The organism is Sphingobium sp. SYK-6, from assembly GCF_000283515.1.
In the GTDB taxonomy this organism is placed as follows: domain Bacteria; phylum Pseudomonadota; class Alphaproteobacteria; order Sphingomonadales; family Sphingomonadaceae; genus Sphingobium; species Sphingobium lignivorans.
In genome coordinates this window covers 2,922,853-2,946,507 of record NC_015976.1, presented here as the reverse complement: position 1 = coordinate 2,946,507, position 23,655 = coordinate 2,922,853, and the positions used below count along the sequence as shown (strand labels likewise).

21 protein-coding genes and 2 pseudogenes are annotated in these 23,655 nt (G+C 63.6%); 17 read left to right on the top strand and 6 right to left on the bottom strand.

The window, feature by feature from the left end:
* The first annotated feature begins 12 nt into the window (after positions 1–12).
* From SLG_RS13530 to SLG_RS13500, 7 genes are all read left to right on the top strand, one after another.
* A complete protein-coding gene (locus SLG_RS13530; RefSeq protein WP_014077049.1) occupies positions 13–960 on the top strand; it encodes a LysR family transcriptional regulator in 948 nt (315 codons plus the stop codon).
* Positions 961–1,086: 126 nt separating this feature from the next.
* A complete protein-coding gene (locus SLG_RS13525; RefSeq protein WP_014077048.1) occupies positions 1,087–3,909 on the top strand; it encodes a TonB-dependent receptor in 2,823 nt (940 codons plus the stop codon).
* Entirely contained in the window at positions 3,896–5,431 is a 1,536-nt protein-coding gene (locus tag SLG_RS13520; protein ID WP_041392034.1) for an MmgE/PrpD family protein, read from the top strand. Before SLG_RS13525 ends, SLG_RS13520 begins: the two co-directional genes overlap by 14 nt.
* Before the next feature lie 68 nt (positions 5,432–5,499).
* The gene (locus tag SLG_RS13515; protein ID WP_014077046.1) at positions 5,500–6,960 is read left to right on the top strand and encodes a carotenoid oxygenase family protein; all 1,461 of its coding nucleotides are present in this window, start codon (positions 5,500–5,502) and stop codon (positions 6,958–6,960) included.
* Positions 6,950–8,278 (top strand): spinster family MFS transporter, encoded by a 1,329-nt coding sequence (locus tag SLG_RS13510; RefSeq protein WP_014077045.1) that lies wholly within the window; start codon positions 6,950–6,952, stop codon positions 8,276–8,278. The genes SLG_RS13515 and SLG_RS13510 overlap by 11 nt, the downstream gene beginning before the upstream one ends.
* Positions 8,275–9,144 (top strand): hypothetical protein, encoded by an 870-nt coding sequence (locus SLG_RS13505; protein WP_014077044.1) that lies wholly within the window; start codon positions 8,275–8,277, stop codon positions 9,142–9,144. Before SLG_RS13510 ends, SLG_RS13505 begins: the two co-directional genes overlap by 4 nt.
* 14 nt (positions 9,145–9,158) lie before the next feature.
* Positions 9,159–9,962: an alpha/beta fold hydrolase gene (locus SLG_RS13500; protein ID WP_014077043.1), complete on the top strand. Its 804-nt coding sequence runs from the start codon at positions 9,159–9,161 to the stop codon at positions 9,960–9,962.
* On the opposite strand, the gene SLG_RS13495 is transcribed toward SLG_RS13500, so the two are convergent.
* Positions 9,947–10,366 (bottom strand): MarR family winged helix-turn-helix transcriptional regulator, encoded by a 420-nt coding sequence (locus SLG_RS13495; protein ID WP_158512725.1) that lies wholly within the window; start codon positions 10,364–10,366, stop codon positions 9,947–9,949. The genes SLG_RS13500 and SLG_RS13495 overlap by 16 nt on opposite strands.
* A 214-nt stretch (positions 10,367–10,580) precedes the next feature.
* Here SLG_RS13495 and SLG_RS13490 point away from each other — a divergent pair, with 214 nt between their 5' ends.
* The 3 genes and pseudogenes from SLG_RS13490 to SLG_RS22230 form a co-directional block, all read left to right on the top strand.
* Positions 10,581–11,129: a DUF3237 domain-containing protein gene (locus SLG_RS13490; RefSeq protein WP_014077041.1), complete on the top strand. Its 549-nt coding sequence runs from the start codon at positions 10,581–10,583 to the stop codon at positions 11,127–11,129.
* Complete coding sequence (locus tag SLG_RS20465) at positions 11,129–11,581, top strand: DUF3237 family protein (protein ID WP_014077040.1); 453 nt, start codon at positions 11,129–11,131, stop codon at positions 11,579–11,581. The genes SLG_RS13490 and SLG_RS20465 overlap by 1 nt, the downstream gene beginning before the upstream one ends.
* 17 nt (positions 11,582–11,598) lie before the next feature.
* Positions 11,599–12,040, top strand: a pseudogene (locus SLG_RS22230) (IS481 family transposase); the annotation flags it as partial.
* Positions 12,041–12,067: 27 nt separating this feature from the next.
* On the opposite strand, the gene SLG_RS13480 reads toward SLG_RS22230, so the two are convergent.
* The 4 genes from SLG_RS13480 to SLG_RS13465 all read right to left on the bottom strand — a co-directional run bounded on the left by SLG_RS13480 (position 12,068) and on the right by SLG_RS13465 (position 16,191).
* Positions 12,068–12,448, bottom strand: a complete 381-nt coding sequence (locus tag SLG_RS13480) for a DUF779 domain-containing protein (RefSeq protein WP_014077039.1) — start codon at positions 12,446–12,448, stop codon at positions 12,068–12,070.
* Positions 12,449–12,459: 11 nt separating this feature from the next.
* Positions 12,460–13,491 (bottom strand): alcohol dehydrogenase AdhP, encoded by a 1,032-nt coding sequence (gene adhP, locus SLG_RS13475; protein ID WP_014077038.1) that lies wholly within the window; start codon positions 13,489–13,491, stop codon positions 12,460–12,462.
* A 66-nt stretch (positions 13,492–13,557) separates the two neighbouring features.
* The gene (gene adh / locus SLG_RS13470) at positions 13,558–15,084 is read right to left on the bottom strand and encodes an aldehyde dehydrogenase (protein ID WP_014077037.1); all 1,527 of its coding nucleotides are present in this window, start codon (positions 15,082–15,084) and stop codon (positions 13,558–13,560) included.
* Positions 15,085–15,234: 150 nt separating this feature from the next.
* Positions 15,235–16,191 carry a GAF domain-containing protein gene (locus SLG_RS13465; RefSeq protein WP_041393338.1) on the bottom strand — a complete coding sequence of 319 codons (957 nt, stop codon included), beginning with the start codon at positions 16,189–16,191 and terminating at the stop codon, positions 15,235–15,237.
* 291 nt (positions 16,192–16,482) lie between these two features.
* Here SLG_RS13465 and SLG_RS13460 point away from each other — a divergent pair, with 291 nt between their 5' ends.
* The 4 genes and pseudogenes from SLG_RS13460 to SLG_RS21450 all read left to right on the top strand — a co-directional run.
* A complete protein-coding gene (locus tag SLG_RS13460; protein WP_014077035.1) occupies positions 16,483–17,442 on the top strand; it encodes an ArsR/SmtB family transcription factor in 960 nt (319 codons plus the stop codon).
* A gap of 53 nt (positions 17,443–17,495) precedes the next feature.
* Complete coding sequence (locus SLG_RS13455) at positions 17,496–18,482, top strand: DUF1852 domain-containing protein (RefSeq protein WP_014077034.1); 987 nt, start codon at positions 17,496–17,498, stop codon at positions 18,480–18,482.
* Between the two features lie 11 nt (positions 18,483–18,493).
* Positions 18,494–19,528, top strand: a complete 1,035-nt coding sequence (locus SLG_RS13450) for a methionine synthase (protein WP_014077033.1) — start codon at positions 18,494–18,496, stop codon at positions 19,526–19,528.
* Positions 19,529–19,538: 10 nt separating this feature from the next.
* A pseudogene (locus tag SLG_RS21450) lies at positions 19,539–19,640 on the top strand (IS5 family transposase); the annotation flags it as partial.
* Positions 19,641–19,808: 168 nt separating this feature from the next.
* On the opposite strand, the gene SLG_RS13440 reads toward SLG_RS21450, so the two are convergent.
* Complete coding sequence (locus tag SLG_RS13440; protein WP_014077031.1) at positions 19,809–21,209, bottom strand: sigma-54-dependent transcriptional regulator; 1,401 nt, start codon at positions 21,207–21,209, stop codon at positions 19,809–19,811.
* Between the two features lie 153 nt (positions 21,210–21,362).
* Here SLG_RS13440 and SLG_RS13435 point away from each other — a divergent pair, with 153 nt between their 5' ends.
* From SLG_RS13435 to SLG_RS13425, 3 genes are read left to right on the top strand one after another with little or no spacing between them, the layout of a single operon-like run.
* Positions 21,363–21,581: a hypothetical protein gene (locus tag SLG_RS13435; protein ID WP_014077030.1), complete on the top strand. Its 219-nt coding sequence runs from the start codon at positions 21,363–21,365 to the stop codon at positions 21,579–21,581.
* 35 nt (positions 21,582–21,616) lie between these two features.
* Positions 21,617–22,960, top strand: coding sequence for an efflux RND transporter periplasmic adaptor subunit (locus tag SLG_RS13430; protein WP_231848674.1), 1,344 nt, complete (start codon positions 21,617–21,619; stop codon positions 22,958–22,960).
* A 13-nt stretch (positions 22,961–22,973) separates the two neighbouring features.
* Positions 22,974–23,654, top strand: coding sequence for an ABC transporter ATP-binding protein (locus tag SLG_RS13425; RefSeq protein ID WP_041393334.1), 681 nt, complete (start codon positions 22,974–22,976; stop codon positions 23,652–23,654).
* Position 23,655: the final 1 nt, after the last annotated feature.

The following is a 23,655-nucleotide window of genomic DNA, read 5'->3' as shown; positions in this document are numbered from 1 at the left end:
GATGGATCATCAATGCATCCGGATCGGCTCGGTAACCTCGCCGTTTTTGCTGCGATTGCCGCCGACCGGAGCTTTACGCGTGCCGCGAAGCGGCTGGGGGTCACGCAGTCGGCATTGAGCCAGACCATGAAGCGGCTGGAGGACCAACTCGGGTTCCGCCTGCTTGCCCGCACGACGCGCAGCGTCGCCCCAACCGCGGCTGGGGAGCGCCTACTCGCCACTTTATCGCCAGCACTGGCTGGGTTGGATGCTGCGATCGAGACGCTGTCCCGTGCAAGCGGCGCGGCGATTGGCACCGTCCGGATCACGACGGACAAACACGCCGCGGAGACCTTGCTATGGCCGATGCTTCCGTCCTTCATACACAGTCACCCCGGCATCGACGTGAAGGTCTGCGTGGAGAACGGAATGACCGACATCGTGGCGGGTCGCTACGATGCGGGCATCCGACTTGGCGAGCATTTGGAGAAGGACATGATTGCGCTGGCAGTCGGGCCGCCGCTTCGCGTCGCGGTGGTGGCCGCGCCAGGCTATCTGCGCGGCCATTCGGCGCCGATGGAACCCGCCGACCTCACGGCGCATCGCTGCATCACCTATCGCGATGCCCATGGGGATCCGTCTCCCTGGTCGTTCCAGCGCGACGGTCATGCGATGACGGTCGCGCCGGGACGCGGGCCAGTGTTCAACGATGCCGACCTGCTGGTGGCTGCCGCACTGGAGGGCTTCGGCATTCTCTATATTCTGGAGGATCTGGTGGGGTCACCGATTGCCGATGGCCGCCTCGCATGCCTGCTGGAACCGTGGTGCGAGCGTTTCTCCGGCTACCACCTCTATTACCCGATCGAAGGGGAACGACGGCCTTCGAACTGTTCAAAGAAGCACTTCGAGCAAGCAGGGCTGCTTGAAAGCTCGGTGAAGCTGACTGATGGGATGGACGGCCCCCGCCCCAGCGTAGCTTAGCGGTGCGATGATGGCCGTAGAGCCACCCTTCTCTCGTTCGCCCAATACCGCTCCCTGTTGACAGAAGTGCTTTTTTCAGAATAGTTCTTCCTCAAGAACTAAATAAGAATCATATGGAGAGGGAAGATGACGGAATTTTTCTGTCGGGGCGCACGACGCCTGCGAAGGACGCTGCTCATGAGTTCGGCGGCAAGCGCTCTCACACTGCCGAGTGCAGCGCTGGCGCAGATCACACCTCAGGTCGAGCAAGCCGAGATCAGCAGCCAAGCCACGGCAGCAGACATTATCGTGACCGCCTCGCGCGCTGCTCCCCACGGAGCTGACGCACCGACACCGACCAACGTTCTTGGCTCGGATGCGATTGACAATCGCCAGGTGACCAACGTCGCTCAGTTACTGAACGAACAGCCCGCCTTCCGGGCGACCACCAGCCCGAGCGCGAATGCCATTCGCACCCAGACCCCCGGCGCCTCAACCGCCGATCTGCGTGGCCTGGGCGCCGCGCGTACATTGGTTCTGGTCAACGGCGCGCGTGTTCCTCCACTGGCTCCCGCCAGTAATGGCACGGGCACGACGCCGAGCGCGCCGGATCTCAACACCATCCCGACGCTCATGGTAGAACGTGTCGAGGTCGTGACCGGCGGTGCCTCGGCGCAGTGGGGCTCGGATGCGGTGGCGGGCGTCGTCAACATCATCCTCAAAAACCGGTTCACCGGGCTGGAGCTGCGCGCTCAGGCCGGCGTCAGCAAATATGGCGACGCCGGCAATTATCGCCTTGCGGCTCTGGGCGGGGCCGCGTTCGGTGAGGGTGGTCATATCGTCGCCGGCATCGACTATGTGAAGAACGACGAAGTCGGGGACATTTACACGCGGCCCTGGGGTGCCAATGAATATGGCCGCGTCGCCAATCCTGCCTTTGCGACCAATGGGCAGCCCGCGAACATCATCGCCACCAACGTCCACGCAGGCTCGTCGCTCGGGGGACTCATCACCGGCCCAGCGACCTTCTCCCTGCGCAATTACGAGTTCACATCGGCGACGACCGTGGCGCCCTTCGACGGGGGAGGCATTCGCAATGCCTCCCTCCAGATCGGCGGCCAGGGCCAGTCGCTGGCGCGCGGTGTCTCGCTGGCGCCCGGGATCGAGCGCTTCAATCCCTATCTCCATGCCGAATATGAGTTCAGCGACGCGCTGACCCTGAAGGCCGAGGCCTCCTATTCCGAGACGCGCGCGCAGATGACGGCGCTGCCGCCGCGTGATGCGGCAGTGACCATCCTCGCCAGCAATCCCTATATTCCGGCGGTCGTGCGCAGCGCGATGGGCGCCCTGCCGAGCTTCACCATCTCGCGTCTCGATTATGATATCGGCCTGTTCAAGGTCCACGTCACCAATCGCACTCCGCGCCTAATGGCCGGGGCCTCGGGCAAGCTCGGCGGCGGCTGGTCATGGGATGCGCATGTTACCTGGGCCGAGAATGACTATCGGCAGACGGTTCTCAATAACCGTAATCTCACCAAGTTCCGCTTTGCGACGGATGCGGTGCAATCGGGCAATGACATCGTTTGCCGCGCGACGCTGCCGGGTCCGTCCTTCAATGCCAATGCCGCCGGCTGCGTGCCCATCAATCTGTTCGGCAACGGTACGCCGTCTGCCGCTGCTATCGACTATATTCTGGATCGTTCGGTCGCGACCGCCAAATATGATCAGGTGACGGCCGCGGCCAACCTGCGCGGCACGCCCTTTTCGAGCTGGGCCGGGCCGGTCTCGGTCGCGCTCGGTGCGGAATATCGCCGCGAGAAGGAAGTGGTCGGTGCCGATGCCGTCGCCGCAGCCGGGCTCTATGAAACGTCGAACGCGGCGCCCTATAGCGGCCGGTTCAATGTCAAGGAAGGCTATCTCGAGGCGATCGTCCCGCTCGCCCGGAATCTGCCCGGCCTGCGCTCGCTGGACTTGAACGGCGCTCTGCGCGTTGCCGACTACAGCACAGCCGGCACCCAGACGACCTGGAAGGGCGGGGCGGTGTGGGAACCGTTTGACGGCCTTCGTTTTCGCGCCACCCGTTCGCGCGATATCCGCGCGCCCGCCATCTTCGAGCTGTTCTCCGCCGGTGCGGTCACCAATCTCTCGGCGACCGTCAATGGCGTGACCGCAGCGCTGATCCCGCAAAACGCTACGATCGGCAATGCGGCGCTACGGCCGGAAAAGGCCGACACGCTGACGATCGGCGCCGTGATCAATCCGAGCTTCGCGCCGCGCTTCACCCTCTCGATCGACTATTATAATATTGATCTGAAGGATGCCGTGACGACGGTGTCGGGCACGGTCGCGGGCAATCTGTGCTCGGCGGGGCAGACCTATTTCTGCTCGCTCTTCACCTTCGCGGGGACGACGCCGACGGCCTATAATGCCCGCTATCTCAACGCCGCGTCGCTGCGCACCAACGGACTGGACATTGCCGGCAGCTATCGTTTGGCGCTCAGTGACATCAGGGATGGTTGGAACGGGTCGCTCACGCTGAGCTTCAGCGGGACCTATGTCTTCCACTATTACAGCAACCTTGGCAACGGCTCGGCGACGATCGACTATGTGAAGGACAACAGCCCGGCCGGCCTGCCGCGTTTCCGGTCGAACACGTCTCTCACCTATCAGGGCGGCGGCTTCTCGCTGACCGGGCAGGTCACCACGATCTCGGCGGGCAATATCGACAATACGGCAAACCTGAATGCCGCGACGTCGATCAACAACAACCATGTCCCGGCCTATCAATATCTCAACCTGCAGGCGAGCCAGGAGGTGGGGGAGAGGTTCCGGCTGTTCGCGGGCGTGAACAACCTGTTCAACACCCCGCCGCCGGCCCTGCCATCGACAACGGTCTTCACGCTGACGAACGGAATCTATTATGACACGATCGGTCGCACCTTCACGGTGGGCGTCAATGTCCGCTTCTGATCGCATGGCGCTCGGCCGCCGCACCGTCCTGGCCGGCGCAGCTCTGGCGCTGCCGGCCGCCACGCTGGCCGCATCGACGCCGCCCCCGGCGCCGGCGCCCACCCGGGCCGCGCGACAGAAGCCCGCGCCCAGCCGCGAGGATGGCGGCCTCAGCGCGGTCATCGCAAATCATGTCGCGTCCGCCCACTTCGACCAGTTGGACGCCGGCGCCCGCGAACGCACCAAGCTGCGGCTTCTCGATGTCATCGGCTGCGCCATTGGCGGCCTGCGCGGCGAAAATCAAAGATCGATGTCCGAGCTGCTCGCCAGCGACAGCGGGGGCGACGCGACCGTCTTCGGCCTTGATCGCAAGGCGTCGGTTCCCGATGCGGCAATGGCCAATGCAATGCTCGCGCGCGCGTTCGACTTCGAGGTCATGACGGTGAAGGTGCGGGATGTCATCTCACCCTCCCACAATGCGCCGACGACCGTCATGACGGCGCTGGCGCTCGCGGAAGCGGCCAAGTCTGATGGCAAGGCGTTCCTGACATCGCTCGCGCTCGGCGACGATCTCGCCGCCCGGTCCATCGCGGCGTCGGGCCTCGATTTCAATGACGGCTGGGACGGCGTCCCGCTCCATGTCACCATGGCAGCCGCCGCAATCGCCGCGCATTCGAGAAAGCTCTCGCCGGAAAAGGCGCGGCAGGCGCTCGGCATCGCGGCCGATCAGATCGGCGGCACGGTTCAGAATGTCTGGGATGGCGCCAATAGCTGGAAGATCCTGCAAGGCACGGCAGCGCGCAACGGCATCCTGGCGGCGCGGTTCGCCGAAATTGGCTGGAGCGGCATGACCGATCCGTTGCTCTCGCCGTGCGGCTTCTATGCGCAGTTCACGGCGGGTTGTGCCCGGCCCGATCTGCTGACCGGCGGGCTCGGGCGGGAATGGAATGGGGAGATCTACTTCAAGCCCTGGCCATCCTGCGCGGCCACACACCCGGCGATCGAAAGCGCGCTGACCCTCCGCGCGCGGGAAAAGCTCGATCTCGCGACGATCGACTCCGTGACGATCGAGGTCGAGCCCCGTATCCTTGGGCTGTTCATTTCCAAGCCGTTGCGCTCCGGGCCGTCGCTGCATTCGCAGACTAATTTCAGCCTGGCCTTTGCCTGTGCGACCGCGCTGCTGCGCGGCGATCTGCGGCAGGAAGATTATGCCCTCCCGGCGATTGCCGATCCGGCCCTGGTCAGCCTCATCGAGCGCACGACGCTGACCCAGCTCCCGGCGGGCGAGACGGGAATCCGGCTCGGTGTTCGACGCCGGGATGGCACCGTGTTGACCGAAAGGCTGATCGGCCGGCCCCGCCGTTACGGGGGCAGCACCGTCGAGGAGGTGGAGCGCAAATTCTACCAGCAGGTGGCGTTTGCCGGAAACGTCCCGAAGGGCCTGGCCGATGAACTGCGCCAGCGGATCGGGGAGGTCGAGAAGGAGCGCGACATGGCCTCCTTCGCGGCGCTTCTTTCGCGCGCCACCCGCTATCCCAGTTGAACCAGCCTTTTGCCCATCATCCCTACCTTTCCTCCAACCCAGCTGCCGGATCGAGAGTCATTCCCAAAATGTCCCAAACATCAGACTTTTTTGCCCCGCAGGGTTTCGAGGCGGAAGTGCCCCGTTGCCAGATCGAGGGGACCATCCCCGACGGACTGAACGGCGCCTTCATCCGTGTCGGCGGCGACTGGGCCTATCCACCGGCGCACAAGGATGACTCGCCCTTCAGCCAGGACGGTTATGTGAGCCGGTTCCGGTTCCGCAATGGCCGCGTCGACTATAAGGGCCGCTGGATCGAGACGGAGCGGTATCGCAACAATCGCGCCGCCGACCGTCAGCTTTACGGCTATTATCGCAATCCCTTCGACACCGATCCGTCGGTCCGTCATGTCGACGAGCCGTGGCGCAATACGGTGGCCAACACCAATGTCGAAGTGAATGCCGGACGCCTGTTCGCACTCAAGGAAGACGCGCCGCCGACGCAGATCGACCCGGTCACGCTCGAAACAAGGGGCTTCCACGATTTCGGCGGGCGCTATCGCAGCCAGACCTTCACCGCCCATCCCAAGGTCGACCCGGTGACCGGCGAGATGGTCACCTTCGGCTATGAAGCGACCGGCCCCGCGACCAACGACGTGTTCCTCTATACCATTGATCGCGCCGGCGCGGTGACGCGCGAGACCCGGCTCAAAATGCCTTATGTCAGCATGATCCATGATTTCGCGATCACCGAGAAACATGTGATTTTCCCTGTGTTCGGTTATGTGACCGATCTGGAGCGGCTCAAGGCGGGCAAGATCCACTGGCACTGGGACGGGACGAGGCCCAGCTATTACGGCATCATCCCGCGCGATGGCGAGGCGAAGGACCTGCGCTGGTTCAAGGGGCCGACCCGCGCTGTCATCCACACGTTCAATGCCTGGACGACAGGCGACAAGGTCATCCTCGATGCGCCGATGTTCGAGGACAATCCGTTCCCGTTCTTTCCCTTCGCGGATGGCTCCAGATGGGATCCCTTCAAGAGCCGGGCGCTGATCAGGCGGCTGACCTTCGATCTCAGTTCCGGCGACGACAGCGTGCGGGAGGAGGCCCTGTTCCCGGATCTGGCCGTGGTCGATCTGGGACGCGTCGACGAACGGTTCGTGGGGCGCGAGACGCGCTATGCCTATACCTCGTTCAACGACCCGACCAAGCCGGTCGACCGGGATCGCCTCGGCACCGGCGCGCGGCGCCTGACGAACAGCTATGGCGTGTTCGACCTGAAGGACCGCACGATGCGCGCCTTCTACGCTGGGCCAACCCACGCCCTGCAGGAGGTGACATTCGTGCCGCGACTTGATCAGGCCGAGGAAGGGGATGGCTGGCTGATCGGAACCGCCAGCAACTATGCCGAGATGCGCACCGAACTGGTGGTGGCGGATGCACGCCATCCGGAGGATGGTGCGGTCGGCCGGGTCATCCTGCCCTTCCGCGCCAATGTTCAGGTCCATGCCCGGTGGTATAGCGATGCGCAACTCAATGTCTGGTGAGGCCGCTCAGCAAACCCCGCCCGGCTGGGCGGAGCCAGGCGGCGACTGGACGCCGATCTCCATCTACACGCTGGTCGTCGTGACCATCATCTATGCGCTGAGCTTCCTGGATCGCAGCATCCTCAGTATCGTCCTGCCACTCATCAAGCAGGAACTGCACATCTCGGACACGATGCTCGGCCTCATCACCGGCTTCGCCTTCGTGCTGCTCTATTCCGGCCTCGGCGTGCCGATCGCGCGGCTGGCCGATCGCGGCAACCGGCGGAACATCCTCGCGCTCGGTTGCGCGGCCTGGAGCCTGATGACGGTGCTGACCGGCGCCGTCACCAATGTCGCGCAACTTGCCCTGACGCGCTTTCTGATGGGCGCGGCGGAAGCGGCGGGCATCGCCCCCACAACGGCCATGTTGTCCGACCGGTTCGGTCCGCGCGGCCGGCCGTTGGCGCTCTCGATCATGACCTCGGGGTCGGGCCTCTCGGCGCTGCTCATGCTTCCCGTCGCGGGCTATATTGCCCAGCATCATGGCTGGCGCTCGGCCTATTTCGTGGCCGGCTCCTTCGGCATCGTCATCGCCATCCTGCTCTTTCTGACCGTTCCAGAGCCGCAGCGCCTCGGCAAGGACGGCAAGGCCGACGCGCCGTCCTTCGGCACGGTCTGGGCCTGGCTGCGCACGCGGCGCAGCTTCGGCCTGATGTGCGCCTCGGGCGCCTGCCTCGCCGTCACGACCTATGCCATGATCACCTGGACGCCGACCTTCCTGATGCGCGTACACGGCCTGACGCCAGGCGAGGCGGCGGCCGCCTTCGGTCCGATCCGGGGGCTCTCGAGCATCGTCGGCGTGATCGGCGGCGGCGCGCTGGCCGGCTGGGCCGCGCGCAGGAACCCGCGCTGGCTGCTTCTTCTCCCCGCCATCGGGGCAGCGATTTCGGTGCCGGCGGAGCTATTGTTCCTGCTGTCGGACGACTTGCCGATTGCCCTGACTGGCCTTGGGCTCGCCTCGCTTGCCGGCGCCATGCATTTCGGCCCGAGTTATGCAGCGATGGTCGCCATCGTCCCGCCCTCGATGCGCGCCACGACGGCCGCCATCTTTTTGTTCTGCGTCAACATGGTCGGGCAGATCATCGGCCCTCTGGCGATCGGCTGGCTGAACGATCGCTGGGCCGGCCTCTATGGCGACGAGGCCGTGCGCTATTCGATGATCGTGGCCACCGTCTGCGTCGTGATCGCTTCCATTCTCATGGTGCTCGCATCCGGCCGTCTGCGCGACGACCTGGAGGCTGCGCGTATCTTCACGCCCGCGAAAGGACCGACCCCATGACCGATCTGGCCGAGGAAGCCATGCTTCATCGCATTGCCGACGCTTATCGCGCAGCCTATGCCGCGCGGGACCCTTCGCGGGCGCCGATCGCCCCGACTGTCCGCTTCAGTGAGAACAGCGTTGCCTTGCCGTTTCCCGACGGCACCTGGGACAGCATCTCCGAGGAGTTGGGGCCGGCGCTGACGCTGGTCGACACCGTGCAGCGCAGCATCGGCATCTTCACGGCGATCCGCACGCTCGATGTTGCTGGATATCTCGCCATTCGCCTGCGCGTCGAAGGAGACGAGATCGTCGAGGCCGAGCATGTCTTCAGCACCCCGCGCAACCTGTCGGGTCCTCCCACGCCCATCGGACCGGTCGACGAGTTCCGGCATGATCCCGATCTCGCGCGGCCGGTCGCCGACCATGAGCGGATGGACCGGGCCGCGCTGATCGGTATCGCGAACGGCTATTTCGAGACGCTGGAGCAGAATGACGGCGCGATCCGCAACACCGCCTTCACCGAGGACTGTGTGCGCTACGAGAATGGCAAGGCTTATGCCGACGTCGAGAAGCTGTTCCGGCTCGGCCGCTATCGCTTCAACGAGCGCGTGCGCGACCGGGACTTTGTCGTGGTCGACGAGACAAGGGGCCTCGTGATGGCACGAGGGTTTATCGACCATAAGGGCATTCTCGACGATTATGTGCTGACCGACGGCACGGCCATGAAGTCGATCTTCCGCGAGCCGCATAGCTGGCACCTGCTGGAGCTGTTCAAGATCAAGGCCGGCCGGATCACGGCGGTCGAGGCGACCTTCATCGCCGTCCCCTATTATATGGAAACCCCATGGGCACCCGCGGCCCGCTGGGGCTCGACCACCCTTTGAGCTGGAGCCGTTCAATGCCCTTCATCGCCAGTGGCGATTGCCGCCTCAATGTTCTCGTCGAGGGTCCGCAGGATGGCGTCCCCGTCATCCTGTCCCACCATATCGGCGGCGATATCGCCTGCTTCGATGTCCAGATGCCCGTGCTCGCCGGGCGGCGCGTCGTGCGCTTCGATACGCGCGGGCAGGGGGCGAGCGAGGCTCCGGAGGGCGACTATTCCGTCGCGCTGCTCGGCAGTGACGTCCTGGCCATCATGGACGCCTTGGGCATCGCGCGCGCTGATTTCGTCGGCGTTTCGCAGGGCGGCATGACGGGCATGTGGCTGGCTGCGCATCACCCCGAGCGCATTCGTCGTCTGGTGCTCGCCAATACGACGCCCTTCATCCCGAACAAGCAGGGGTGGGACGATCTCGCCGCGCGGGCGCGCGCCGAAGGCATGGCGGACATCGCTCGCACGACCATCGAGAGCTGGCTGAGCGAGGGCTTTCGCGCCGGACGGAAAGATGCCGTGGAGAGGCTCGTGGCGGCCATGGCCGGGATGCCGGTCGCAGGTTATGCGGGCAACGCGAGCGCCCTGCGCGATGTCGATCTGCGTGACGCTTTGCCGTCGATTTCCGCGCCGACCCTCGTCATCGGCGGAGCGGAAGACGGCCCGCGCGGCGCCGCGCTGCCACTCATCACACAGAGCGTGCGGAACGGCCGCAGCGTCGTCCTGCCGAACGCGGCGCATCTCAGCAATGTCGAAAATCCGCAGGCTTTCAATGCCGCGATGATCGAGCATCTGGGCGATGGCCTGGCTGCCGATCAGGCGCCGCAATAGAGCTTCAGCAACCTTAGAAACTCGGCGACAGACCCATGCCCCATGCGCTCTTCGATCCTGGCCTGGATCGCCTCGTGCCGCGCCACCAGCGCCTCGCAGAACTCCTCGCCGCGCGGGGTGAGCCGCAGGTGCCGGACGCGGCGGTCCTTGGTGCTCAGAGTCCGGCGGATATAGCCCCGCGCCGTCAGGCTATCGAGCAGGGGAACGAAATTATTAGGGGCAATGCCGACCAGGCTTCCCGCCGCCGAGGTCGGGCAACCCGGATTGTGGCGAACGACCATCAGAATGGCATATTGTGCCGCGTTGATTTCCATGTCGCCAAATGTCTCGGCGAACAGCGCATCGGCAACGCCCGTCGCACGCCTGATCTGGAAGCCCACGGCGTTGCTAAGTTCCGCCGGCAAGGTGACATCGCCACGATGGACCGCGCTCAGTCGGCTGGCTCGCGCAGGCCGCTGGCTATTTCCAACAGCGCGAGTTTCGGTCGGTTTGGCGCCACTCATGGACGCTTGAATGGGCGGTTGATCGCCGCATGTCCAGTGGCCCCTTCCGCAAAATTTCCGGTCCGGCAAGGGATCAATACAGTGCCGCTCCAACCCTCGAGAGGAAGGTCATGACATGAGCGATCCGCAGATATCTCCGCCCCTTTCGCCCATCGAAACGATGAGTGGCGTCTCCTATCGCTGGGCCTTCTCCGTCAGCGTGTTCTTCCGCGAGCGCATCATGATCGAGGCGCCCTTCCGGCGTGCCTTCGTGCCGACGATTGGCGGCGATATCTGGGGGCCGCGTCTGCAGGGCAAGGTCGTGCCTTATGGCGGTGCGGACTTTGGCGGCGGCGGTGGCCCGCTGGACGCGCACTACATGTTCGAGGCGAACGATGGGCACCAGATCTACATCAACAATCGCGGCTATATGCGCCGGGTCGACTGGGATCCGGCGACTGCGCTCGACCGGGGGCTGCCACCGCGGGAAGCTGGCGCGCCGATCAATCAGGACTTCGTCGCGCCACCAGACAAGGACGTGCCGCTCAGAATGAGGACCTCGCCCTTTTTCGATGCGCCTAAGGATAGCCCGCATGACTGGCTGAATCACAGCTTGATCATCGGCCACGGGCTGCGCAGGACCGATCCCGATCGGACCGTCTTCACCTATTACGAGGTGTTGTAATGACTGAGTTGTCCATTGCGCTCGATCGTGAGCCACAGTTCATTGCCAAAATCGGTTTCGCGCCCGCCTTCGAGGTCCGCCTGGAGTTCGAGCCCGTGCGCATTGAGCAGACCCCGCATGGCGAGCGCCGCATGCGCAAGATCGTCGGGGGCGCCATATCGGGCAAGATCGAGGGCGCAGTCTATCCGAGCGGCGGAGGCGACTACTCGCTCAAACGAACCGACGGCGTAACCGATCTCAACACGCACATCGTCCTGCGCGACAAGAAAGGTGAATGGCTCTATATTCGTAACATCGGCTACGCGCGCCTCGACGGGTACCAGCGCGTCACGAGCTGTATGGATGTCGATGTGCGCAGCGACCATAATTGGGTGCTCGGCCTGTTTTTCGTCGGCGTGATAGAGGAGCCGAACGACGCTTCTGCGCTGATAAGATTTTTCGAAGTGCTTTAGGCGTCTGCTCCCGCAATATGGTGGTACGATTGATCATCATGGGCAGCGCCCCAACGACAGACAGTCCGTCGAGCGATACGGCATAGTGAAGAGGGCGCGAGAGCACTGGCCGGTCGTTATGGGATCAGCCCGACGACGGTACGGAAGTGGCGCAAGCGGACCCATGTCAGCGATGCGCCGATGGGTGCAGGGCCACTCATTTCACCGTCCTCACAACTGAGGAAGAGGCGATGGTTGGGGCGTTCCGCCACTGCACGCTGTTGCCCCTGGACGATTGTCTCTGCGCGTTGCAACCATTGCTTCCGCACCTGACGCGATCCTGCATCGCTGCCTGCAACGCCACGGCATCGGTCGTCTGCCGCGCTGGAAAGCGAGGCCGCCTGGAAGAAGTGCTTCAGGGCTCATCCGATCGACTACTTTCACATCGACATCGCCCGGGTGCAGGCGGCCGAGGGGCGTTGGGATTTTTGAAAGCTGCCGCTCACGTCAGAGGTTGTCGCGCAACCATGCCTGTTCCGCGTCATCGAATACCCGACCGCGCGTCAGGAACCGCTTTTCGCGTCCGTTATCCAGACTGAACATGCCGCCCCGCCCGGCCACGACATCGAGGACCAACTGCGTGTGCGCCCACGCAGCGCCCTGCGCACGGCCAATATAGACGGGTGCACCTCCGGCTTCGCCAAGCAATATGTCTCCGTCCCCGATGCGGAACTCGCCCGCCGGGTAGCACATAGGTGATGAGCCGTCGCAGCATCCGCCCGACTGGTGGAACAGCAAGGGGCCGTGTTCGGCACGGATTTCGGCGATCAGGTCGAGCGCCGCCGGGGTGGCGACGACGCGCTGCACCTTTTTCACCCCGTCGGACATGGCTGAACTCCTCAGCTCGCGATTTCCAGCACGATTCGCCCGTCGATCTGGCCCTTGTGCATGCGATCGAAGACGGTGTTGATGTCTTCCAGCTTTGCGGTCTCGATGGTCGCCTTGACTTTGCCTTCCGCCGCGAAGTCGATGCTTTCCTGCAGGTCCAGCCGGGTGCCGACAATGGAACCGCGCACCGTGATGCCGTTCAGCACCATGCCGAAAATGTCGAGCGGGAAGGTGCCCGGCGGAAGCCCATTGAGGGCCACCGTGCCGCCACGCGCGACCATGCCGATCGCCTGCTCGAACGCTTTGGGACTGACCGCCGTGACCAGCACGCCGTTCACGCCGCCTCCGGTGGCCTTCTTGATGAGGGTGGCAGGGTCTTCATGGCGAGCGTTGACCGTCAGGTCCGCGCCCAGCTTGCGGGCCAGTGCGAGCTTGCTGTCGTCAATGTCGATGGCGGCGACGTTCAGGCCCATCGCCTTGGCATATTGCACCGCCATATGCCCGAGGCCACCAATGCCGGAAATGGCGACATAATCGCCCGGCTTGGTGTCCGTCATCTTGAGGCCCTTATAGACCGTCACACCGGCACAGAGCACCGGAGCCAGCTCGTTGAAGCTCAGATTAGCGGGGAGGTGACCGACATAATTGGGATCGGCGATCACATAGTCTGCAAAACCGCCATTAACCGAATAGCCGGTGTTCTGCTGCTCCTCGCACAGCGTCTCCCAGCCACCCAGGCAATGCACGCAGTGACCGCAAGCGGAGTAAAGCCAGGGCACGCCGACCCGGTCGCCTTCCTTCACATGCTTGACGCCCGCACCTACAGCGGAAACGAAGCCCACGCCCTCATGTCCGGGGATGAAGGGCGGATTGGGCTTGACCGGCCAGTCGCCCTCGGCAGCATGGAGATCGGTGTGGCACACGCCCGAGGCCTGGATGGCGACCTGGATCTGGCCGGGGCCGACTTGCGGGATCGGCACTTCGTCGATGATGAGAGGCTTGCCGAATTCACGGACGACCGCTGCTTTCATGGTCTTGGCCATTGCTTTTCTCCTAAGATCGAGGGGCCCGCGCGCCGGAAGAGGAGGGGCGCGCGGGCAGGGGGGCGTTCAGAAGAAGCCGAGCTTCCTGGGGCTGTAGCTGACCAGCATATTCTTGGTCTGCTGATAGTGATCGAGCATCATCTTGTGATTCTCTCGTCCGATGCCGGACTGCTTGTAGCCACCGAAGGCCGCATGAGCGGGATAGGCATGGTAGCAGTTGGTCCAGACGCGCCCGGCCTGTATGCCGCGGCCGAAGCGATAGCAGGTGTTGGCTTCGCGGCTCCACACGCCGGCGCCAAGGCCGTAAAGCGTGTCGTTGGCAATCTCCAGCGCCTGGGCCTCATCCTTGAAAGTGGTGACGGACAGGACCGGGCCGAAGATCTCCTCCTGGAAGATACGCATCTTGTTGTGGCCCCTGAAGACCGTCGGCTGGACATAGTAGCCGCCCGACAGCTCGCCGCCCAGATCCGCCGCCCCGCCGCCGATCAGCAGTTCGGCGCCTTCCTGCTTGCCGATATCGATATAGGAGAGGATCTTCTCGCGTTGTTCCGATGATGCCTGCGCCCCAATCATCGTGGCCGGATCGAGCGGGCTGCCCTGCACGATGGCGGCCACCCTTTTCAGGGCTTTTTCCATGAAGCGATCGTAGATCTTTTCATGGATCAGCGCGCGGCTGGGGCAGGTGCACACCTCGCCCTGATTGAGCGCGAACATGACGAAGCCCTCGATCGCCTTGTCGAGATAGTCATCATCCTCGCGCACGACATCCTCGAAGAAGATGTTGGGCGACTTGCCGCCCAGTTCCAGCGTCACCGGGATGAGGTTCTCGCTGGCATATTGCATGATGAGGCGGCCGGTCGTTGTCTCGCCGGTGAAGGCGATCTTTGAAATCCGCGGTGAGGTGGCCAGCGGCTTGCCCGCTTCAAGCCCGAAGCCGTTGACGATGTTGAGCACGCCGGGCGGCAGCAGGTCGCCTACCAGATCGATCCACACCATGATGGAGGCCGGTGTCTGTTCGGCCGGCTTCAGCACGATGCAATTGCCGGCAGCCAGCGCGGGCGCCATTTTCCAGGCGGCCATCAGCAATGGGAAATTCCACGGAATGATCTGGCCGACCACGCCTAGCGGCTCATGGAAATGATAGGCCACCATGTCATGATCGATCTCGCCAAGAGACCCCTCCTGCGCGCGGATGGCGCCTGCGAAATAGCGGAAATGATCGATGGCGAGCGGGAGATCGGCGGCCATGGTCTCGCGGATCGGCTTGCCATTGTCCCATGTCTCGGCCGTGGCGAGCTTTTCGAGATTGGCCTCCATCCGGTCCGCGATGCGGTTGAGGATCAGCGCGCGTTCCGTGACGGAGGTCTGGCCCCATGCATCTTTGGCGGCATGCGCGGCATCGAGCGCGGCAGCGATATCTTCGGCTTGCGATCGGGCGATTTCGCCCACCGGGTTGCCGGTGACCGGCGAGACATTCTCGAAATAGCGCCCCGCTTTGGGAGCGACCCATTGACCGCCGATGAAATTGTCATAGCGCGCCGCGAATGGCGACTTGAGTCTCGCGATTGGTCGATCCTGAACGATGGAGGCCATTGTGCCTGATCCTCTTCCTTTGCTGGTAAGGCGCCGTTGGGTGGGCGTCTGTCAGCAAAGCTAGGAGCGCCCCAGCGACATGAAAGAGGGGCGGGGCCTGAGGCGGGCGGCTTCTGTCTCGCTAGCGAGACAGGTCAAGCCAACAATCTGTCAATGCGTCAGCCCGGCCCGTGCCATCCGCCGATACAGGGTTGCCCGACCGATGCCGAGCAATCGTGCGGCCTTGCTGGCATTACCATCGGCTTGCGCCAATGCTTGACGCAGCACCGCCCGGTCGGCATCCTCGAATGAGGGCGGGGCGCCTTCTCCAAGCAGCTGAGCAAGCACGCGCGGCGCAGCCAGAGCGGCGTCGTTCAGCCCCAGCCGCAGTCGGGCCGCCCGGCTGGCACCGATCACCAGGTCGTCGCGATCGACGGCCAGCAGTGCGGTGCCTGCGACGGTATCGTCGGACAGGAATATGATGCGGTTCCCTTCGAAATGGCGGCAGAAATAATCACGCTCGATCTTGCGCGCTGCGTCACGGACCAGCGCAGCAATCATCTCGGCCATTGCCGGGCCATGGTCATCACGACAGGTCGACACATCGAGCGCGCCCACAAGCCGCCCGTGCGGGTCGTGCACAGGGGCATCCATGCAACTGATGCCGACATTACGGCTGGCGAAATGCTGATTGCGATGGATAATGACTGGCTTGTCTTCGAAGAGGCAGGTGCCGATACCATTGGTCCCTTCCTCGGCTTCGCCCCACATCGCGCCTTCGACAAGACCCGCGGCAGCGAAGCCCTTTGCATCGCCATCGCCCGCACGGCGCTCCAGGATGACGCCGCGCGCGTCGCTCAGGATCACTGCACAGCCCGACCGCCCAACCGACCGAAACATATGATCGAGCACTGGCGCGGCAACCGCCAGCATGCCCTCATGCTCAGCCCGCAGCGCTGACAATACACCGCTGGCGATCCGCTCACGCTGATCATGCCGCTCGGGATCAAGCCCGTGATTCAGAACAGACCGGCACCATGAGGCCGCAATCGCGGACACGCCTGCGCTGCTTGGCGACCGTACGGCTTCCAGAACCGCCTCGCCATGATGCGCGCTGGCCTTGCTCATGCCGCCCTCCATCGTTGGAAAAATCGCGGGACGTTCCGCGAAAACTAGTCGCGGGAGCTGGCGTTGTCGAGAAGCGAAACGGCAGGTGGCGCCTTGCCGCTTTTCCTGATCGATTGCCCGGTCTCGTTTGACGCTGGTGCCGTCAGGCAGGTGCGGTCGCGCCACCATAGCCGACCGTTTTTATCGCCTCTGGTCCCGGACCTGGCTGTAACGCCGCAGCGCTCCGAATGAGCGCCTGTGCCGGAACGAATTGCTTTGACTCTATATTCCTATATTGGCATATAGACATGTATGAATCGAGATGTCCTCACGCTCCAGGCTCTGGCGGATCCTGTCCGCATCAGAATCCTCTATCTGCTTCAGGAGATGGAGCTGTCCGTGGGAGAACTCGCTCACACGCTCGCTCAGGGGCAGCCCACGGTTTCCAAGCACCTCAAAATGCTGATCGACTGCGGTCTGGTTGGCCGGCGCAAGGAGGGAAACTGGGTTTTCCTCAGGCTTGGCGCGGCTTCGCTCGTCGACCCTGTCTTCGCATTGCTCGATCGCTGGGCGGAGGTGCATGGCCGAAATCCCTGGCTTGCGGCAGATGCGACCCGGCTCAAAGCGATCAACGCGGATCGCTCAGCCGAAGCGGCCGCCTATTTTGCTGCGCACGCCGCGGAGTGGGACCGGCTCCGCGCGCTCCATGTTCCTACAGAGGATGTCGACGAGGCGATCCTGCTGGCAATCGGTGATCATCATGTGGGCACGCTTGTCGATATCGGAACCGGGACCGGGACGATGGTCCATCTTCTTGCGGGTCGTGCTGACTCCATGATCGGCATCGACCGATCACCCGAGATGCTGCGCTTTGGCCGGGCGAAGCTGTTGCAGGCGGGCGTCACCAATGCCGAGCTGCGCCAAGGCGACATGAACGCCCTCGATCTGCCTTCCGGCTCGGCGGATACGGTCGTCCTCCACCAGGTCCTGCACTATGCGCAGCGGCCGGCCGCGGTCATCGCCGAATCCGCACGGATTCTGAAGCCGACCGGGAAGCTGATCGTCATCGACGTCGCGCCGCATGATCGCGAGGAACTGCGCCGCGAACATGCCCATGCGCGGCTCGGTTTTGGAGATGATGAGGTTCTCGACTTCATGAAGGCGGCGACTCTGAGGGGCAGGGTGGTCGACCATCTCGCCGGCGGCACGCTTACCGTGACGATCTGGTCGGCAGAGCCTCGCTCCGCCCATCTGCGGGCCGTTCCAGCATGACCTTCCATGTCCCCTTCAGCCAGAGCCCATCCCAGAAACCAGGATATTCGGCCATGACCCACAGCGCCTTTGCATTCTCCATACAGCGCACGCCCTTCAACGAGGATTATCGCCCTGCCGAAAATACGCGTGTGACCACCAATTTCGCCAATCTGGCAAGGGGGGAGGGTCGTCAGGAGAATTTGCGCAACACCCTGCGGATGATCGACAACCGGTTCAATTCCCCTGCGCATTGGGACAATCCCACAGGCGATCGCTATTCGGTCGAGCTTGAGATCATCACGGTCGAGATCGATATCAGCGCCTCCGGAAGCAAAGATTTCTTCCCGCTGATCGAGATTCTTCACACGACGATCGTCGACAAAAGGACCGGCAAGCGCATCGACGGGATCGTCGGGAACAACTTCTCGTCCTATGTCCGGGACTATGACTTCATTGTGCTCCTGCTGGAGCACAGCAAGAAGCACGCGAATTCCGGTCCGCCGGAGGGGTTCGGCGACCTGCATGGAAATCTGTTCAAGCTGTTCCTGAGTTCAGAGGCTTACAGGGACAATTTCAGAAAGCTGCCGGTCATCTGCCTGAGCGTGTCGAGCAGCAAAACCTACTGTCGCACGGGAAACGAGCATCCCTTGCTGGGTCTGGAATATCGGAACGACGAATTTTCTGCGACGGATGATTACTTCGCGAAGATGGGCATGAAGGTTCGCTATTTCATGCCCCGACACAGTGTCGCGCCTTTCGCCCTCTATCATATCAGCGATTTGCTCAGCGATTACACCAATCTCGAGATCGCCAGCACGATCAGCACGATGGAAACTTTCCAGAAAATCTATCGTCCTGAGATATACAACGCCAACTCCGTGGCGGCGGAGATGTATAAGCCGAGTCTCAGATATCAGGACTATTCGCTCACTCGAATCAATTATGATCGGGAAGAGCGTAGCAGGCTGGCGGTCGAGCAAGGCAAGTTTGCTCAGGAGCACTTCATCAAACCATATCAGGCCATTCTGGACAGACTGTGCGCTAATCTGGCTGCTTAACAAGGTCATCCATGTATGAAAGCACTATTGCCGACTTCGACTGCTGGCAGCTTGCCAAAGCCCTCCTGGCTTGCGCAGCCCGAGACACTTTGGTCCCCCTGGAAATTGCAGGACGACGAATTGGTCGAAGGCAAGCAGGATGCGTTGCGCCTGTCGCTGGCAGATCAGCTGAGGCGGGCATCGATATTGTCAGCGATGGCGAGCAGACGCGCCAGCATTTCGTCACGACCTTCATCGAGCAACTCAGCGGCGTCGATTTCGAAAAACGCGAGACTGTTCGGATTCGCGATCGCTATGATGCGAGCGTCCCGACAGTCGTGGGCACCGTCGAGCGCCCGAAGCCGGTCTTTGTCGAGGACGCGAAGTTTCTGCGTCAGCAGACTGATCGGCCGATCAAATGGGCGCTGCCGGGGCCCATGACCATGATCGATACGCTGTACGATGACCATTATAAAAGCCGTGAGAAGCTGGCCCAGGAATTCGCCAAGCTCCTTAATCAGGAAGCGAGAGAACTGGAGGCTGCTGGCGTCGACATCATTCAGTTCGACGAGCCCGCATTCAACGTCTTCTTCGATGAGGTGAACGACTGGGGAGTCGCCACGTTGGAAAAGGCGATGGAAGGGCTCCGATGCGAAACTGCCGTACACATCTGCTACGGCTACGGCATCAAGGCTAACACAGATTGGAAGAAGACCCTGGGGTTGGAGTGGCGGCAATATGAGGAAGCCTTCCCCAAACTGCAGAAATCCAGGATCGACATCATCTCTCTGGAATGCCACAATTCTCGTGTGCCGCTGGACTTGATCGAACTCATTCGAGGCAAAAAAGTCATGGTGGGAGCCATTGATGTGGCAACCGACACCACAGAGACGCCGGAGGATGTCGCCGATACCCTGCGGAAGGCCCTCAAATTTGTCGATGCCGACAAGCTTTATCCTTCGACCAACTGCGGCATGGCGCCTCTTTCCCGGCGCGTGGCAAGGGGCAAGCTCAATGCTCTGGGCGCTGGCGCGGACATTGTCCGAAAAGAACTCACGGCCTCCTAAGTTACGGCTCCGCGTGAAGGACTGGCGGCGGGTCGCCACTCGCTACGACAGGTGTCCCACTGCCTTCTTCTCTGCCATCGCCCTCGCTGCCACCGTATTCTTCTGGCTTTGATCAACGGGTCCTGACCCTAGCCACAGCCCCGCCGTGGCGCCGGCCACGCCGAGCAGCGCGACGATCCGCCCGGCGCCCAGCCCCGGCAGCATGAAAGCGCCCACGCTGGCCGTCAGCGCGGCGCCGAGCAGCGCGATCCAGCCCGCCAGCGCGAATGTGAAGCGGCGGTCAGAGCCCATGTTTTTCCATGCGCCGATAGAGCGCCGCGCGGGACAGGCCCAGTTCGGCCGCTGCCAGCGAGATATTGTAGCCATGCTTGCGCAGCGCTTCCTCGACCATGCGCTTTTCCGCCCGGTCGAGGTTGAGGTCGCCGGCCTCGGCAGACGTCGCAGCGGTGAGCGCGGTCACCGGCACGCGCGGCGCGCTGGCGCTCAGCGGGAAGTCGTCGGGCTGGAGCGGGCCGCCATTTGAAAGGATCACCGCGCGCTCGACGGCATGACGCAGCGCGCGGACATTGCCGGGCCAGTCATGCGCCGTCAGCGCCGCACGCGCCCCCTCGCTCAGCTCGGGCGGCGGCCGGTCGTAGCGCCGCGCGTAAAGGGCGAGGAAATGCGCGACGAGCAGGGGGATGTCCTCGCGCCGCTCGCGCAGCGGCGGCAGGTCGATCTCTACTGTGTTGAGGCGGAACAGCAGGTCCTGCCGGAAATGGCCCTCGTCCGTAAGACGGTCCCGGCTCATATTGGTCGCGGCGATCACGCGGATATCCACCGGCACCGGCTTGTTGGCGCCCACCGGCGTCACCTTGCGCTGTTCGAGCGCAGTCAGCAGCTTGGGCTGGAGGTGCAGCGGCAGGTTGCCGATCTCGTCCAGGAACAGCGTGCCGCCGTCCGCCGCCTCGATCCGGCCGACGCGGTCGGCGCGCGCATCGGTGAAGGCGCCCTTCAAATGGCCGAACAGCTCGGAATCGATCAGTTCCTCGGAGATGGCGCCCAGATCCACCGTCACCATCGCCCGCTCAGCGCGCAGCGAGGCGCGGTGCAGAGCGCGGGCGACCAGTTCCTTGCCTGTGCCATTCTCGCCAAGGATGAGGACATTGGCGTCGGTCGGCCCCGCGCGCGCGATCAGGCTGTGGACGCGGGTCATGGCCGGCGCGTCGCCGAGCAGCGGCGTCTCGCCGGTGCCGGAGCTGGCGACGGTGGCCACCTTGCCGCGCTCGGTCGAGACCGCCGAGCGGGAGCGGCGAAGCATGGCGGCGGTGCGCACCGTGGCGAGCAGCCGCTCGTTCGCCCAAGGCTTGGAGACGAAATCGGTTGCGCCGCGCTTCATGGCGGCGACGGCGATCTGCACGCCGGCATGGGCCGTGATCATCACCACCACCAGATCGGGATCGGCGAGCAGTATCCGGTCCAGCCAGGCGAGACCCTCCGCGGCATCGGTGGCGCCGCGCGCGAAATTGGCGTCGAGCAGCACCACCTCGGGCTTACGGGCGAGCAGGGGCATCGCCTCCTGCGGCGTGCGGACGGTGACGACCTCGGCGAACAGGCCCCGCAGCAGCATGCGCGCCGCCATGAGGATGTCCTCGTCATCGTCGACGACGATGCAGAGATCGAATTCGTTGCTGCGCTCCATCTGTCCGTTCCCATAAGGTGACTGTGCGATTTCGGACAATCAAAATGCGTGCCAGTTCCCCAGTCTCATGGATTTTCGCGAATAACCGAAACTGGCACGGCTCATGCTCCTTGAGAGGCAACCACAATACCAAGAGCCGAAAGGAACGCTCTCATGGACAAAAAACGCAGCAGCATTCTCGCTGTTCTGGCGGGGCTGTCCCTGCTGTTGCTTGGGGTGCCGGGAGCAGGAGGCTATCGCCCGTTGGGGCTGGATTTTGACATCGAGCAGGAGCGCACCCGCATCGTGCTGACCGCCGCCGTCATCCGGCTGGCGTTCGATTTCGAACACCATCGTCCGAAAACGGACAGTGGGCGGGGCGTTTTCTCATGATCGGGCGGGACATTCTGGCACGCGCGGCGAATGGCATGAAGCTTGCGACGAGCGGTGGCATGAGCATCGTGCGGATCAGGACGGACAGGAAGGAGGACGCATCCGCGGGACCGGCGAGCGGCAGCGGCATGGATCAGGTGGTGGAGAGCCGCCGCCTGCCCGCGCGGCTCAAGCTGATCGGCGGCGCGGTGGCGCTGGCGCTGCTGGGCGCCGGCTTCTGGTGGTTCGCGCCGAGCGGGGCGAGCCAGACGGTGCAGAGCGCCCAGCTCGCCATCTCGGAAGTGAAGCGCGGCACATTCGACGATTTCATCCCGCAGCGCGCCAAGGTGACGCCGCTGCTCACCGTGTTTATCGATTCTCTGGAGGGCGGCCGGGTCGACAGGATACTGGTCGAGGATGGCGCGGTAGTCCGTAAGGGGCAGCTCATCGCCGTGCTCTCCAATGCCGATCTCCAGCTTTCCACGCTGCGCGACCAGGCGGAAGTGGAGCAGCAGATCAACGCGATGCGTAGCCAGGAGCTGGCGCTCTCCCAGACCCAGCTCGCCGATGAGCGCGCCGTGCTCGAATCCCACCTCGCCATGGAGAAGGCCAAGCGCCAGCTCGACCTGGAATCGCCGCTCGCCGAGCAGGGCTTCGTCTCGCGGCGGCAGTTCGCCGACACGCAGGACCAATATGATTTCGAGGTGCGGCGCGCCGCCGTGCTGCGCCGCACCGAGCAATCCAACACGCAGATGCAGGGCCGCCAGCTCGCCCAGCTGCGCGAATCCGTGGAATCGCTGCAATCTAGCCTGCAACTGGCCCATATGAACTTGGAAGCGCTCAACCTGCGCGCGCCGGTGGATGGCCAGCTCTCCGGCTTCAACATCCAGGTCGGCCAGTCGCTCCAGCGCGGCGAGCGCATCGGCCAGATCGATTCTCCCGGCCACAACAAGCTGCAGGCCGGCGTTGACGAATATTATCTCGGCCGCGTCTCGCTGGGCCAGCGCGCCGCCATCGACTGGGGCGGCAAACATTACACGGCCCGCGTGACCAAGATCTATCCGCAGGTGCAGAATGGCCAGTTCCAGGTCGACCTCCAGTTCATCGGAGCCGAGCCGGAACAGATCCAGCGCGGCCAGAGCCTGCAGGCGCGGCTGACGCTCAGCGATCCCACCCCCGCGCTGCTGCTGCCAAGCGGCGGCTTCTACAACGATACGCAGGGCGCCTGGGTGTTCGTGGTGGCGCCGAACGGGCGCAGCGCGGAACGACGCAATGTGCGGCTCGGCCGGCGCAACAGCGACTATATCGAAGTGCTCGATGGCCTCAGCCCCCGCGAGCGCGTCATCACCTCACCCTATACCGGCTTCACCGACAAGAGCCGCCTCGACCTCGCGAAATGAAAGGACATCCATGATGCTGCGCATGCGCGAACTCTCCCGCGTCTATCGCACCGACACGGTGCAGACGACGGCCCTCGATGCCATTGATCTCGACATCGCGACTGGCGAGTTCGTCGCAATCATGGGCCCCTCGGGCTGCGGCAAGTCCACCCTGCTCAACATGATCGGCATGCTCGACAGCCCCACAGGCGGCTCCTACCTGTTCGACGGGCAGGAAGTCGCCGGCCTGTCCGAGACGAAGCTGGCGGTCGTGCGCAAGGAGAATATCGGCTTCATCTTCCAGAGCTTCAATCTGGTCGACGAGCTCTCAGTGCGCGACAATATCGAGCTGGCGCTGCTCTATCACAAGGTGGCGCCCTCCGAGCGCAAAGCGCGCGTGGAAGCTGTGATGGACCGGGTCGGCATCGCTCATCGGGCCAAGCATTTCCCCAGCCAGCTTTCCGGCGGCCAGCAGCAGCGCGTGGCGGTCGCCCGCGCGCTGGTCGCCGAGCCCAAGCTCATCCTGGCGGACGAGCCGACGGGCAATCTCGACACCCAGCATGGCGAGGAAGTGATGCGCATGCTCCAGCAGCTCAACGCGGAAGGCTCGACCATCGTCATGGTCACTCATTCGCCCGCCCATGCCGACTATGCCGGGCGCATCGTCAACATGCTCGACGGGCGCATCCTGCAGGAGCGCCGCCGGGCGGCGTGAG

Bases quoted from the DNA above. Each gene is read 5' to 3' on its own strand.
- SLG_RS13530 (WP_014077049.1), top strand. From the start codon at position 13: ATGCATCCGGATCGGCTCGGTAACCTCGCCGTTTTTGCTGCGATTGCC.
- SLG_RS13525 (WP_014077048.1), top strand. From the start codon at position 1,087: ATGACGGAATTTTTCTGTCGGGGCGCACGACGCCTGCGAAGGACGCTG.
- SLG_RS13520 (WP_041392034.1), top strand. From the start codon at position 3,896: ATGTCCGCTTCTGATCGCATGGCGCTCGGCCGCCGCACCGTCCTGGCC.
- SLG_RS13515 (WP_014077046.1), top strand. From the start codon at position 5,500: ATGTCCCAAACATCAGACTTTTTTGCCCCGCAGGGTTTCGAGGCGGAA.
- SLG_RS13510 (WP_014077045.1), top strand. From the start codon at position 6,950: ATGTCTGGTGAGGCCGCTCAGCAAACCCCGCCCGGCTGGGCGGAGCCA.
- SLG_RS13505 (WP_014077044.1), top strand. From the start codon at position 8,275: ATGACCGATCTGGCCGAGGAAGCCATGCTTCATCGCATTGCCGACGCT.
- SLG_RS13500 (WP_014077043.1), top strand. From the start codon at position 9,159: ATGCCCTTCATCGCCAGTGGCGATTGCCGCCTCAATGTTCTCGTCGAG.
- SLG_RS13490 (WP_014077041.1), top strand. From the start codon at position 10,581: ATGAGCGATCCGCAGATATCTCCGCCCCTTTCGCCCATCGAAACGATG.
- SLG_RS20465 (WP_014077040.1), top strand. From the start codon at position 11,129: ATGACTGAGTTGTCCATTGCGCTCGATCGTGAGCCACAGTTCATTGCC.
- SLG_RS13480 (WP_014077039.1), bottom strand. From the start codon at position 12,448: ATGTCCGACGGGGTGAAAAAGGTGCAGCGCGTCGTCGCCACCCCGGCG.
- adhP (WP_014077038.1), bottom strand. From the start codon at position 13,491: ATGGCCAAGACCATGAAAGCAGCGGTCGTCCGTGAATTCGGCAAGCCT.
- adh (WP_014077037.1), bottom strand. From the start codon at position 15,084: ATGGCCTCCATCGTTCAGGATCGACCAATCGCGAGACTCAAGTCGCCA.
- SLG_RS13465 (WP_041393338.1), bottom strand. From the start codon at position 16,191: ATGAGCAAGGCCAGCGCGCATCATGGCGAGGCGGTTCTGGAAGCCGTA.
- SLG_RS13460 (WP_014077035.1), top strand. From the start codon at position 16,483: ATGAATCGAGATGTCCTCACGCTCCAGGCTCTGGCGGATCCTGTCCGC.
- SLG_RS13455 (WP_014077034.1), top strand. From the start codon at position 17,496: ATGACCCACAGCGCCTTTGCATTCTCCATACAGCGCACGCCCTTCAAC.
- SLG_RS13450 (WP_014077033.1), top strand. From the start codon at position 18,494: ATGTATGAAAGCACTATTGCCGACTTCGACTGCTGGCAGCTTGCCAAA.
- SLG_RS13440 (WP_014077031.1), bottom strand. From the start codon at position 21,209: ATGGAGCGCAGCAACGAATTCGATCTCTGCATCGTCGTCGACGATGAC.
- SLG_RS13435 (WP_014077030.1), top strand. From the start codon at position 21,363: ATGGACAAAAAACGCAGCAGCATTCTCGCTGTTCTGGCGGGGCTGTCC.
- SLG_RS13430 (WP_231848674.1), top strand. From the start codon at position 21,617: ATGAAGCTTGCGACGAGCGGTGGCATGAGCATCGTGCGGATCAGGACG.
- SLG_RS13425 (WP_041393334.1), top strand. From the start codon at position 22,974: ATGCTGCGCATGCGCGAACTCTCCCGCGTCTATCGCACCGACACGGTG.